This is a genomic window from Neisseria sp. S1, assembly GCF_048060015.1.
Classification (GTDB): domain Bacteria; phylum Pseudomonadota; class Gammaproteobacteria; order Burkholderiales; family Neisseriaceae; genus Neisseria; species Neisseria arctica.
Genome location: NZ_JBLUPI010000001.1, coordinates 1 through 12,395 on the forward strand (window position 1 = coordinate 1; position 12,395 = coordinate 12,395).

Here is a 12,395-nt window from a genome sequence, read left to right on the forward strand (position 1 = left end):
TTGACCGAAAATCTTTCCCTTTATTCTTGAAAGAATGCGAATTTCGTTTTAACTTTGGTACACCAAAAGAGCAACTTAAAATCTTGCGAATTTGGTGTGATATTTAAGGCTAATCTAATACAGCCCCTTAATTTATATGTGTTGCTGATAAAGCTGATTTTACTGTTAGAGGTTTAATTATCGTTTGGTTTTTTAGCAATTTGGGATTAATTAACTGTCATTATAAAAAATATTTAAATTTTCTTCAGATTATGAATGGCCTTTCATCATAAAATTTAATGCCGTCTGAAAACTTTCAGACGGCATTTTGGGCTATTTTAAGATGAAAGTCTGTTATATCTTAGTGATGGTTATGGCCAATTTGAAAAGTCAGAGTCGTGTAGCTGGCGAGCTTTTGGCAGACTTTACTATCGGGGAAGTCGGATTTATGCACTACGCGGGCTTTCCAAAATCCTTGACGCAACGGGATGATTGAGGTGCTACCATCGGCAAGAGTGGTATCAGAGAATGCTTGTGCCTCTAATTTGTGTACTTTTGAATTAATTTCGCTGAAGCCGTCGAAAGTAGCCGTTAAGGTGGCATCCGGCAATGGTTCGCCATTAAATAATACCCGTACCGGAAATGCTTCGCCTACTCGAATATTGGCCGGATTTTCTAAAGGAACAATTTCCAAGCCTTGTCCTACAGGGCGGGTAATAATTGATTTTCCTGCGCTGTTGTGACCGACATTGATAATATTTTTTGCGTACATACGTGTTTGTTCGCAATATTCGGCATCCGGCATTTCTGTCATATTCACTTGTTTCCAACCATTGCTGTTTTTTGACCAGAAAGTAGGTTGGTATGTACCCAATACTAAAAAGCTGCCTTCGGGTACGGGTTGCTTACTTTGAAATTGGTAGTTATGTTGGCCTTTTTGTATCAGGTTTTCGGTACCTTTTTCGGTAACGAGCTGTAAAGGTTGTTTGAAAATATGCAGCCGGTCTTTGGGAATAGGGGCTAATTCGGGAAAATCTCCATAGCCTAATTCGGCTTTTAAAATTTCACCGCCGTGGGTATGTGCGGTTTCTACCCAAATTTCATGGGCTTGAGCCGAACCGATTGCTGCGGTCAGGGCGAGTAGGCTGAAAATTTTTTGCATGATGTTAACTCCGATTGACTATTTTTTGAAATGTTATACTGTAACATTTAAATTGTAAAGAGTATGTTGATGAGAAATGCAAGCAAAGTTTAACGCTATGGTGATAAATTCAGGGTGGAAAATATGCAGTTAACTTAGAAAAGGCTATATATTTGAGTTTTTCACCATTGATAAAACGGTGTGGAAAAAATGATTTACATGGTTTGAAATATCAAAATGCAGTCTGAAAATTTTCAGACGGCATTTTGATTGGCAAAGCAAATATATGATTTATTTAACCACTAATAAAGACAGTATTACAGAGTAAGCGGATTCGGATATCGAGGCATATTTGAATATTGCTCGGCCAATTCTTTATTTAAATTATGTAAAGTATCTTGAAGGCTGAGATGCAATAGTTGGGTAATCCATTCAGCATTTACATCGTCTTGCTCTGCTAAGAGAGCGCGAATATCCAATGGTTTAGCTGCGCGGATGTGAGCTGTACGGCCGCCAACAGGACGCGGCACGAATTGATGTAGGCTGTTGAGCTTGCTACCCCATGCCAGGTGGTCATTACGCAAACGTTTGATACATTCGGCAAAATGTTCCTGCTGCCATGTTTCCTGTGTATAAGCTAAACGGGGTGTCCGCAGAATATATTCCAATTCTTTGCTGTGGCGGATAACGGTTTGATCTAAATTTTGCCCGTTTCTTTTAGCTTGGCGGATTGCGCTTATCATGGCTTCGGCTTGCTCTTCCAAACTGCCGTCAAATGTACCGAAGCTTTGTAGTGATTCAAGGAGTTGCTTGAGAAAAACAGATTGGGCCTCAAAAAAGCTGAGGTGCTTAGGCGGCTGGAGTCCTGATTTTTCAAACCGGAGCCATAAAACTTCCTTATATAGCCGTGATAGGCGGGCAGACAAACATGCTTGAGGCATAGATGGCAGTTTTAACTGTTTTTCCAACCGTATCATTTCAGCATGAAGGTTTTTTTCTTCATTACGGATAAATTTCAACTTCCATACAAGCGGCTGTATCAATACCGGACGGGAACCTTGTGCGGCAGCTTGTAATGCCATTTTTGCTGCACCGGGGAAAATAGTATTGATACGGTCGCTTTGCCAATATACACGGCCTTCCGGATGCAGCAATACCGGTGTGCCGGATTGGGCGGTCTCAACCGAATAGGCGAGAGCTTGATCTGTATTACCCGGTACCTGGGCAATCAGATGATTGGCAAGCCAGAATTTTTGGCCTATTTCACCCATACCGTTCACAATATCGTGCGTAGCCCAACTGGCTGTATAGGGGGCATAGCGGGCGGATATTTCTTTATCTATCATCCAATCCGTAAAAAATTCGGGATGATTTGGTGTGATAAAGGTACAGTTGCTACCGTTTAAAGCGGCTTGCAGACGTATATGATCATCGGTGGGAATGTCGAAATGACGTATATCGCATAAGCCGCGGATAACAGGTAAACGGTTGAGTATGGGGATATCGCGCAACACGGGAATACCATAAAGGTTAATCAGGCGGTTGATGCCTGTCATAACATTAATTACGGCATGGTTGGGGCGAGGAGGGACAAATGTGTTTAGAAAAGATTTTTTATCGGTATCCATTTTTTCTTGTGTTGGGGGTAGAAAATACATAGTGTAGTAGGAATGGCAGCCGTTATCCATATATCAGGAATGATTGGTTTGTATCGCTAACCAGATGGCGGTAGATATAGGCCGTCTGAAAAATTATAGCGGTAATATAAGTAGAGACAAAAAACAGCCGAAACGTTGAAATACCGTTTCGGCTGTTTGATTATGATTTTACTGTTACAGAATGTTTATACTGCTTTGTGGTTTCGTGCAAATACGATTTTACAGGCTTGCCATGCCACGCAGCAGGCACCGCCGATAAAAATCAGGTCGGCGATAGTGCGTACCCAGCGCAACGTGTCGAGAAGGTTTTGCTGCATAAACCCTTCGCTTCGGGCATACCACAAGCCTTGCGAAATGCTTGCATAAGCTTGGATAACACCTACTGGCAGCAGACTGATAACAATCATCAGAGTAAGGCCGATATTCAGAAGCCAAAAGCCCCAAGTCATCAGTTGGTCATCAAAATGGACGTCAGGTTTGAGATAACGTGCTACCAGCAGTACGAAGCCTAAGGCCAAAAAGCCGTAAACACCGAAAAGCGCCGCATGTGCATGCACGGCAGTAGTATTTAAGCCTTGCAGATAAAACAGGGAAATAGGCGGGTTGATTAAGAATCCGAATACGCCGGCACCAACCATATTCCAGAATGCTACGGCAACAAAACACATCAGAGGCCAACGCAAACGGCGCGCCCACGGAGCGGCATGTTGATATGACCAATGTTCATAAGCCTCGCGTCCAAGCAAAATCAGAGGAACGACTTCCAGCGCGGAAAATGATGCGCCGACGGCCATAACGGGAGTGGTCGTGCCTGAAAAGTAAAGATGGTGGAATGTGCCGGGAACGCCGCCTACCATAAATAAACTGGCAGAAACCAATGAGGCAACGGTAGCCATTTTTTTGGTAACCAAGCCCATATTATAGAAAATAAAGGCAAGTGCGGCGGTAGCGAATACTTCGAAGAAGCCTTCGACCCACAGATGCACCACCCACCAGCGCCAATATTCCATAATAGTGAGACTGGTATGTTCGCCATACATCAAACCGGGCGCATAAAATACACCGACGCCTACGATAGATGCTACGAAAATAGCCAATAGGTTTTTATCGCCGTTTTTCTCTTTAAAGGCATTTACCGTACAACGCAGCATCAGCCATAACCATAAAAGCAAGCCCACCATCAGCAAGATTTGCCAGAAACGTCCTAAGTCAAGATATTCGTAACCTTGGTGGCCAAACCAGAAATTCAAATGCGGTGGAATCATATGGCTAAGAGCAAAGAAATTACCGGCATAAGAACCGCCCACCACGATAAATAACGCGATATACAGCAAATTAACACCCAGGGCTTGATATTTCGGATCTTTGCCGCCGTTTACGATGGGGGCAAGAAACAGGCCTGCCGTTAGAAAGCCGGTGGCAATCCAGAAAATAGCCGATTGGATATGCCAAGTACGAACGAGGGCGTAGGGAAACCACTCGGAAAGGTTTATGCCATAAAACTGTTGGCCTTCAACGGTATAGTGTGCGGTTACACCGCCCAGCAATACCTGTACCACAAAGAGGGCTACAGTTAGGAAAACATATTTGCCCAAAGCTTTTTGTGAAGCGGTAAGAGTGATCTTTGCAATAGGGTCTTGCGCCACACTACCGGTTTCATGCTCAGCCTTGTTTTTATTGCTTAAGAAAGAGAAGCCCCAAACCAACAGGCCGACACCCAGAAGCAGGAAAACAATAGAAGCCAGAGACCACATATAGTTTTCGGGAGTCGGTACGTTATTGATCAAAGGTTCGTGCGGCCAGTTGTTGGTATATGTTGCGGTGTGTTCAGGGCGGTTGGTAGAGGCGGCCCATGCAGTCCAGAAGAAGAAGTTAGTCAGCTTTTTACGCGCCTCTTCGCTCGGCAGTGTGCCGTTTTTCATAGCGAAGTGCTCGCGTGTAGTAATCATAGAAGGATCATCACCGTAAAGGGTAATGTAATACGGGGCGACGGCTTCGATCGCTTTGATACGCGTATCGGAAAGCACGACTTGACCGTTATCTCCCATACGGCTTTGGTTACGGTATTCATCGCTTAAACGCTCGCGCAAACCTGCTTGGCGGACACTGTCCAGCTGTTCGTATTTCTGACCGTATTCGGCTTGTGCGGTGATATCCAGCCAAGCGATTAACTCTCGGTGAAGCCAGTCGGCAGTCCAGTCCGGAGCCTGGTATGCACCGTGACCAAGAATAGAACCCAATTCCATACCGCCGGTACTTTGCCATGCGGATTGACCGGCCAGAATGTCTTCTTTTGTCATGACCACTTGGCCGGATGTGGAAACATATTGCTGCGGAAACGGCGGCGCTTGGCGGTAAACCTCAACACCTAAGTAACCGAGCAGGGAGAAAGTAATCGTTAGTACGGCAATTAAAGCGTACCAAAGCTTTTTATATTGTCCCATTATTGTGCTCCTAAAAAGGATGATTTGCGATGAATTAAAATTCATATTGAATGAATCTTTAGGAATTGTATCATGCACAAATTTGCGAGTCATGTATTTTCAGACGGCATGAGCGAATGAGTGGTTTAAGTAAGTGAATTTTCTTTAAATATATATTATTTAATTATTTTAACAGGATGATTGAAGTATAAATGTCATTGTAAATATAAAGGGTTGATATGCAAAAATAAAAATGATTAGTATTTTTTTTGCAAATCAATCTTGTAAAAATATTCATATTTTTTGAATAAATTGATATGAATCAAGAACGGCGAAAGGCACTTGCAGCATAATTTGTAAAAAACAGTAAAACGATTTACTGCCAAAGCAACCTGATAAAAGGAACCATCATGAAACGCCAAATATTAGCTGCCTGCATTGCATCTTTATTCATGCTTGGAGCATGTGGCCAAGAAGAGGTTAAGCAAAACAACGTAACTGCAGCCTCTGCGGAACAACAGGCTGCATCTCAAAAAACGCAAGGAGAGCTACCGGTTATTGATGCCGTGGTAACCAGTGCGCCGAACGTACCGCCGCCTATTGATCGGGATTACGAAGCCAAAGTGGTGGTGAAAATCGAAGTGGTTGAAAAAGTTATGCAGATGGCCGACGGCGTGGATTACAAATATTGGACGTTCGGCGGTAATGTACCCGGGCAATTTATCCGGGTGAGGGAGGGAGACCAAGTAGAGGTTCAATTCTCCAACCATCCGGATTCCAGTGTTCCGCATAATATCGACTTCCATGCGGCTACCGGCCCAGGAGGCGGCGCTGCGGCTTCATTTACGGCACCCGGCCACACTTCTACTTTCAGCTTCAAAGCCTTACAGCCCGGATTGTATATTTACCATTGTGCTACGGCACCTGTAGGTATGCACGTGGCCAACGGCATGTACGGTTTGATTTTGGTTGAACCTAAAGGCGGTCTGCCAAAAGTGGATAAAGAGTTTTATGTTGTGCAAGGAGACTTCTACACTAAAGGCAAATACGGTGAGCGCGGCTTACAGCCTTTTGATATGGAAAAAGCGATTAAGGAACAACCAGATTATGTCGTATTTAACGGCCATGTCGGTTCTCTCACCGGCGATAATGCTTTAAAAGCGAATGTCGGCGAAACCGTACGCCTGTTTGTGGGTAACGGTGGTCCAAACTTGGTATCGTCTTTCCATGTGATCGGTGAAATTTTCGATAAGGTTTATGTAGAGGGTGGCGATTTAATCAACAAAAACATCCAAACCACGCTGATTCCTGCGGGTGGTGCGGCCATTGTTGATTTCAAACTCGATGTGCCGGGCAGCTACACATTGGTTGACCATTCTATTTTCCGGGCGTTTAACAAAGGCGCCCTGGGACAATTAGTTGTAGAAGGGGATGAAAACAAAGAAATCTTCTCCGGTAAAACAGGTGAGAGTGTTTATCAGCCCGAGGGGGGTACGATTCAAACCGTTCCCCTCAGCGCAAGCGAAGCCGAGCGCGTGAAAGAGGGACCGTCTAAAGCAGCTAATAAAGAGGAGCAAATCAAGCTGGGTAAAATCGTTTACGAATCCAACTGTTTGGCTTGTCACCAAGCCACCGGCCAAGGCGTCGACGGTGCATTCCCGCCATTGGCAAAATCCGATTATCTGGCTGCCGATATCAAACGTGGTATTCATGCTGTGCTGCGCGGTGTAAGCGGCAAAATCGTGGTGAACGGCAAGGAGTTTAATAGTGTGATGCCCGCTATGTCGTTGAATGATGAACAAACGGCTAATGTATTAACTTACATTCTGAATGCTTTTGATAATGGCGGCGGACAGGTTACACCTGAGCAGGTAGCGGCAGAGCGTAACGCAAAATAAAGGTTGAGGCCGTCTGAAATGGTTCAGACGGCCTTTCAAATGTTAAAAACTGAGCGGGCGTTTTTTAAAAATTACGCTTTTCCGATATGATGTGGTTTTTGATCACTTAGATAAAATAATGAAAAACTTTTCCTATTGGCTGGCATCTAGCTTTTTATTACTAGGCGGGTGTTTTGCATTTGCAGCGGAAATGGCTCAAATCAAAGGCGGCAGTTACCGGCCTTTATATTTGAAAAAAGATACGCCGATGATTGCGGTGAAAACTTTTTCTTTAGATAAAACCCCCGTTAGCAATAGAGAATTTTTTGCATTTGTAAAAAGCAACCCTCAGTGGCAGCGGGGAAAAATCAATAGCAAACAAAGTGATGCCCATTATCTGAAACATTGGGTTGCGGCCGAAGGCAGCTATCAGCCCAAAGCGGCCGAACTGGATTATCCGGTTACCAATGTTTCTTGGTTCGCTGCCCACGCATATTGTGCGGCCCAAGGTAAAAAGCTGCCGACCATAGATCAATGGGAATATGCGGGATTGGCCTCGGCAAAGCGCAAAGACGGAAGCTCTGAAGAGGGCTATAATCGTTTGATTCTCGATTGGTATGCCAAAGGTAGCAGTCAAGGCTTACGCGCCGTAGGCCGATCTGTACCGAATTATTGGGGCGTATATGATATGCACGGTTTGATTTGGGAATGGACGGAAGATTTCAATAGCAGCTTACTCAATTCGGGCTCGGCAGACAGTAGTATGTTTTGTAGTGGTGCGTCGGCCGGCAGTGCCGATCCGGGCAACTATGCCGCCTTTATGCGCTATGGTATGCGAACCAGTCTTCAAGCAAGATTTTCATTACATAATTTAGGTTTTCGCTGCGCAAAATAATCATTTATAAAACAAAGGCCGTCTGAGTTTCAGACGGCTTTTGTTCATCACGAGGATTTAAAAGAGTGATATAGCGTAAGTTAAAGCATAATGGTTACATTATTTACTGTGTAGTTCCCTCATGGCTTCTTCGAATTCACCTGCCATGATTTTGGGTAGCCCGCGTAAGGATTTGGCGATACTGTCATCAATTTTTTGGCGGTCTTCCGCACTGGGTTTGTTTAATACATAGCCGACAACCAAATTACGATCGCCCGGATGATCAATACCTAAGCGCAGACGGTAATAATCGGGAGTGCCCAAGCGCGCTTGGATATCTTTCAAACCATTATGGCCGCCGTTGCCTCCGCCGAGTTTGAATTTGATGCGGCCGCAGGCAATATCCAATTCATCATGCACTACCATGATTTCGGAAGGCTTGATTTTATAAAATTGAGCCAAGGCGGCTACGGCCTGCCCGGACCGGTTCATGAAAGTATTCGGTTTCAGCAGCCAAACATCTCCTTCGGGGCGGGAAACACGCGCTACTTCACCGAAAAATTTTTTCTCTTCTTTAAATGTGGCTCTCCAAGCCCATGCGAGTTCGTCTACAAACCAAAATCCCACATTATGGCGGGTTTGTTCATACTCTTTACCGGGGTTTCCTAAGCCGACTATCAGTTTGATGGTAGACATTCTGTTCTCTTTAAATAAGGCCGTCTGAAATATTTTTATGTTATGAAAAAAATTATTATCAGGTAATGTTTTCAAACGGCGGGATTATGCTTCTTCTTGTTGCTTGGCCTGTACGCGCAGGCGGCGTGCTTCTTTGGGGTCGATTAGAAGAGAGCGGTAGATTTCGATACGGTCTTTATCACGCAACAAGGTATCGTCTTTTACTCTTTTACCGAAAATACCTAAGGGAGCATTTTGCAAATCGGCTTCGGGAAAGTGCTGTTTTACCGCGCTGGAGAGTACGGCCTGTCGCGCAGTAGTTCCCTCCGCAACCTGCATGGTTAGCAGTATTTGTTTTTCGGCGGTTCCGTATGCAATTTCAATATTAACCATAACGGCGGTCGGCCTCTTTGATAAAAGCATCTACCAGCGTACCTGAAAGGTGGCTGAATACGGGTGAAATCAGAGTGGAAAGAAGGCTGCTGGAGAAGTCGTATTCGAGTTTGAATTCAACTTTGCACGCATCATCTCCCAAGGGAATAAACCGCCAATGCCCCTTCAGAGTTTTAAATGGGCCTTCAAGCAGATTAAGATGGATTTCCCTGCCGGGAATGTTATGGTTATGGGTAGCGAAAGATTGCTGAACACGCATATAGTCCATAAACAAGCGGGCTTTTAACTCCGTGTCGGTGCGTTCGATTACCTCGGTTTTGCTATACCAAGGTAGGAATTTTGGATAATCCTCAACACGGTCGACAAGCTCAAACATTTGTTCTGCACTGTGTAACACCAATACGCTTTTTTCTACGGTTTTCATTAGACTGGCTGAATAAGACTGCGGCAAAGGGCATTATTATAAACCAATCCGGAAAATATGTATGCGTTGCATGGCATTGCCGGTACGGTAAAAGTGTATATAGGGTAAAGATAAAAGTAAGAAATGCCGTCTGAATTTCAGGCGGCATTTCCGTATGGGTCTATTATATATTATGACGGCTTAAACGATTTCTGCTTTGGTAATAACCACAGGATCAACCGGAACATCATCATGGTAACCATGGCGTTTGGTTGCTACACCTTCGATGGCGTCTACAACGTCTTGGCCTTCAACCACTTTACCGAATACGGCATACCCCCAACCGTGCAGGCTCGGCTCGGTGTGGTTCAGGAAAGTGTTGTCTTTGGTATTGATAAAAAATTGTGCCGAAGCAGAATGGGGAGCTTGTGTACGGGCCATTGCAATGGTGTATTTGTCGTTTTTCAAGCCGTTTTGAGCTTCGTTTTGGATCGGATCACGGGTGGCTTTTTCGTTCATATCTTGATCCATACCGCCGCCTTGAATCATGAAGCCTTTGATCACACGGTGAAAGATTACTCCGTCATAAAAGCCGTCTTTCACATATTGTTCGAAGTTAGCCGCTGTAATAGGGGCTTTTTCGTGATCCAGCTCAATGCCGATAACACCGAAATTGGTATGTAGTTTAATCATTTCGTTTCCTTTATTTCAAGTTGGTGGGAGCAGATATAAATATCCGTTTTCCTTTTGAGGCCGTCTGAACATACTATGTTAAGCCGGCCTCTACCTTATTTTATCAGCGTTGGCTATCCAGCCAGCGTTCGGCATCCAATGCAGCCTGGCAACCGGATGCGGCGCTGGTAATCGCCTGGCGGTAGGTGTGGTCTTTTACATCTCCGGCCGCCCACACGCCTTCGATATTGGTAGCGCCTACATTGTCGGCACTGCCTCCGCGCGTTTTCAAATAGCCGGTTTCATCCATATCGAGCTGGCCTTTGAAAATATCGGTATTAGGTTTGTGGCCAATGGCGATAAAGATACCTTTAACGGTGATTTCTTCGGTACTGCCGTCGTTATTTTTCAAGCGGGCACCTGTTACGCCCATATCGTCACCGAGCACTTCGTCCAGATTGCTATTGAGCTTGAGGATGACTTTGCCTTCTTCTACGCGCTTCATCAGCTTGTCTACCATGATTTTTTCGGCACGGAAGCTATCTCGGCGATGGATAAGGGTAACGGTATTGGCAATATTGGCCAAATAGAGGGCTTCTTCAACTGCTGTATTGCCGCCGCCGATCACTGCAACGTCTTGTTTTTTGTAAAAGAAACCATCGCAAGTCGCACAAGCCGATACACCTTTGCCTGCAAAAGCCTCTTCGCTGGGCAAACCCAGGTATTTGGCGGATGCGCCGGTGGCAACAATCAAGGCATCGCAAGTGTATTCGCCCATATCGCCTTTAAGAGTAAAAGGGCGGTTTTGCAAATCGACGGCATTGATTTGGTCGAAAATCATCTCTGTACCGAAACGTTCGGCATGAGCCTGAAAACGTGCCATTAATTCAGGGCCTTGAACACCTTCGGCATCTGCTGGCCAATTGTCAACTTCTGTAGTGGTCATCAGTTGGCCGCCTTGGGCAATGCCTGTGATGATGACGGGGTGCAGGTTGGCACGTGCCGCATAAATAGCAGCGGTGTAACCGGCGGGGCCGGAGCCGAGGATGATTAGTTTATGGTGTTGACTCATCGCTTTTCCTTTGGATGATGTTTTCAGACGGCCTCTATTTTACTATAGCTTAGGCCGTCTGAAAGTATTGATAGTTTGGTTTTAAATACCTGATTGCGTCCGCAGTTGTTTAGCGGCGGCGCATACCGCTACGGCGGGCCGGTTTGCGGTAGTTTGGTTGTGCCTGCTGTGCCTTGCGGTAGTTGGGCGAATTTGCTTGATTGGCTTGTTGTGCCGGCACGCTGCGGGTATTCAGTTGCTGGCTGGTACGGCCTTGGTAGCGTGAAGATTGGTAGTAATTGCTGCGTACTTGTTGGGCTGCGGCCGAATTGGCAGGTGCTTTGGTAAATTTATTAGCCAGCATATTGCCCAAAAACGCACCGGCGGCCGCACCTACCAAACTTTGCAGCAGCCAGCTGCCGGTCGATTGATCATATACGTATTCTTGTCCGTCGGTGCCGGTAACGGGCTGGCCGTTATTGCCGTTTTGGAACTCGGCCGGAATAGTAGAGGCAACCGCATCAGGGTTAAGTTGATAAACGGTTTGGTCATCATTGGCAGCAGGGCCGTTTTGTTGCGCCAACTGTTGTTGAAGGGCTTCAATTTGTTTTTGTTGTTGTTCGAGTTGGGCTTGCGTATTGTCTTTACAGGCAGACAGAGCCAGAGCGGATAAAGCGGCAAGGGTAATATAACGTTTCATACGTATTCCGTAGTTGGGTTGGTGACAGCGGAAATATGGGGCAAAGTTTTATAAAAATCAAGTGAAAGCAAGCCTTTTCTCAGGCTTACTTTACACTATTGCTCGCTAAGGTTTGCACTAAACTAAAGGGCGTAAGGTTTGTATCAGTGATGCTCGCGGGCATGATTAATGGTGTATTTAGGAATTTCCACTACCAAATCTTCACCGGCCACTTTTGCTTGGCAGCCTAACCGTGAATCGGCTTCCAACCCCCAAGCCTGATCAAGCAAATCTTCTTCGATTTCGGTTGGCTCTTCAAGGCTGTCGAATCCTTTACGGATAATAATATGACAAGTGGTGCACGCGCAGGATTTTTCACAGGCGTGTTCCAATTCAATATCGTTTTCAAGCAAAATATCCAAAACTGAAGTGCCCTCGGCAGCATTTTCGATGGTTTTGCCTTCGGGACAGAGTTCTGCGTGGGGTAATACGGTAATTTTCGGCATGCGTGTTCTCTTGGTAGTGATTAAGCCTTAAAAGCCTTAAATTTATTAAATAATTTTTTCAGAC

Annotated in this window: 12 protein-coding genes and 1 pseudogene; 3 read left to right on the top strand and 10 right to left on the bottom strand. The window is 45.3% G+C overall.

All coding sequences use genetic code 11. The annotated features are described in order from the left end of the window. A pseudogene (locus ACEPPX_RS00005) lies at positions 1–107 on the top strand (IS1595 family transposase); the annotation flags it as partial. 233 nt (positions 108–340) lie between these two features. Here ACEPPX_RS00005 and ACEPPX_RS00010 read toward each other — a convergent pair. The 3 genes from ACEPPX_RS00010 to ACEPPX_RS00020 form a co-directional block, all read right to left on the bottom strand. Next, on the bottom strand, positions 341–1,141 hold the full coding sequence (locus tag ACEPPX_RS00010) for a DUF4198 domain-containing protein (protein WP_416622430.1): 801 nt from the start codon (positions 1,139–1,141) through the stop codon (positions 341–343). A 296-nt stretch (positions 1,142–1,437) separates the two neighbouring features. After that, complete coding sequence (locus ACEPPX_RS00015) at positions 1,438–2,748, bottom strand: hypothetical protein (protein WP_416622431.1); 1,311 nt, start codon at positions 2,746–2,748, stop codon at positions 1,438–1,440. A 215-nt stretch (positions 2,749–2,963) separates the two neighbouring features. Then, on the bottom strand, positions 2,964–5,222 hold the full coding sequence (locus tag ACEPPX_RS00020; protein ID WP_416622432.1) for a nitric-oxide reductase large subunit: 2,259 nt from the start codon (positions 5,220–5,222) through the stop codon (positions 2,964–2,966). Between the two features lie 389 nt (positions 5,223–5,611). Between ACEPPX_RS00020 and nirK the strand changes: the two genes are divergently transcribed. Both nirK and ACEPPX_RS00030 read left to right on the top strand, forming a co-directional pair. Next, positions 5,612–7,099 carry a copper-containing nitrite reductase gene (nirK, locus tag ACEPPX_RS00025; RefSeq protein WP_416622433.1) on the top strand — a complete coding sequence of 496 codons (1,488 nt, stop codon included), beginning with the start codon at positions 5,612–5,614 and terminating at the stop codon, positions 7,097–7,099. Between the two features lie 118 nt (positions 7,100–7,217). Continuing rightward, positions 7,218–7,973, top strand: coding sequence for a formylglycine-generating enzyme family protein (locus ACEPPX_RS00030; RefSeq protein ID WP_416622434.1), 756 nt, complete (start codon positions 7,218–7,220; stop codon positions 7,971–7,973). A gap of 99 nt (positions 7,974–8,072) precedes the next feature. Here ACEPPX_RS00030 and pth read toward each other — a convergent pair whose 3' ends face one another. From pth to fdx, 7 genes are all read right to left on the bottom strand, one after another. After that, positions 8,073–8,648: an aminoacyl-tRNA hydrolase gene (gene pth, locus ACEPPX_RS00035; RefSeq protein WP_416622435.1), complete on the bottom strand. Its 576-nt coding sequence runs from the start codon at positions 8,646–8,648 to the stop codon at positions 8,073–8,075. Positions 8,649–8,732: 84 nt separating this feature from the next. Continuing rightward, a complete protein-coding gene (locus ACEPPX_RS00040) occupies positions 8,733–9,020 on the bottom strand; it encodes an RnfH family protein (protein WP_416622436.1) in 288 nt (95 codons plus the stop codon). Further along, positions 9,013–9,444 (bottom strand): type II toxin-antitoxin system RatA family toxin, encoded by a 432-nt coding sequence (locus tag ACEPPX_RS00045; protein WP_047761350.1) that lies wholly within the window; start codon positions 9,442–9,444, stop codon positions 9,013–9,015. The genes ACEPPX_RS00040 and ACEPPX_RS00045 overlap by 8 nt, the downstream gene beginning before the upstream one ends. Before the next feature lie 180 nt (positions 9,445–9,624). Beyond that, positions 9,625–10,116: a peptidylprolyl isomerase gene (locus ACEPPX_RS00050; protein ID WP_047761351.1), complete on the bottom strand. Its 492-nt coding sequence runs from the start codon at positions 10,114–10,116 to the stop codon at positions 9,625–9,627. A gap of 103 nt (positions 10,117–10,219) precedes the next feature. After that, positions 10,220–11,167, bottom strand: coding sequence for a thioredoxin-disulfide reductase (gene trxB, locus ACEPPX_RS00055; protein WP_416622437.1), 948 nt, complete (start codon positions 11,165–11,167; stop codon positions 10,220–10,222). Between the two features lie 109 nt (positions 11,168–11,276). Further along, entirely contained in the window at positions 11,277–11,846 is a 570-nt protein-coding gene (locus ACEPPX_RS00060) for a hypothetical protein (protein ID WP_416622438.1), read from the bottom strand. A gap of 143 nt (positions 11,847–11,989) precedes the next feature. Continuing rightward, entirely contained in the window at positions 11,990–12,331 is a 342-nt protein-coding gene (gene fdx, locus ACEPPX_RS00065) for an ISC system 2Fe-2S type ferredoxin (protein WP_047761354.1), read from the bottom strand. Between the last annotated feature and the right edge of the window lie 64 nt (positions 12,332–12,395).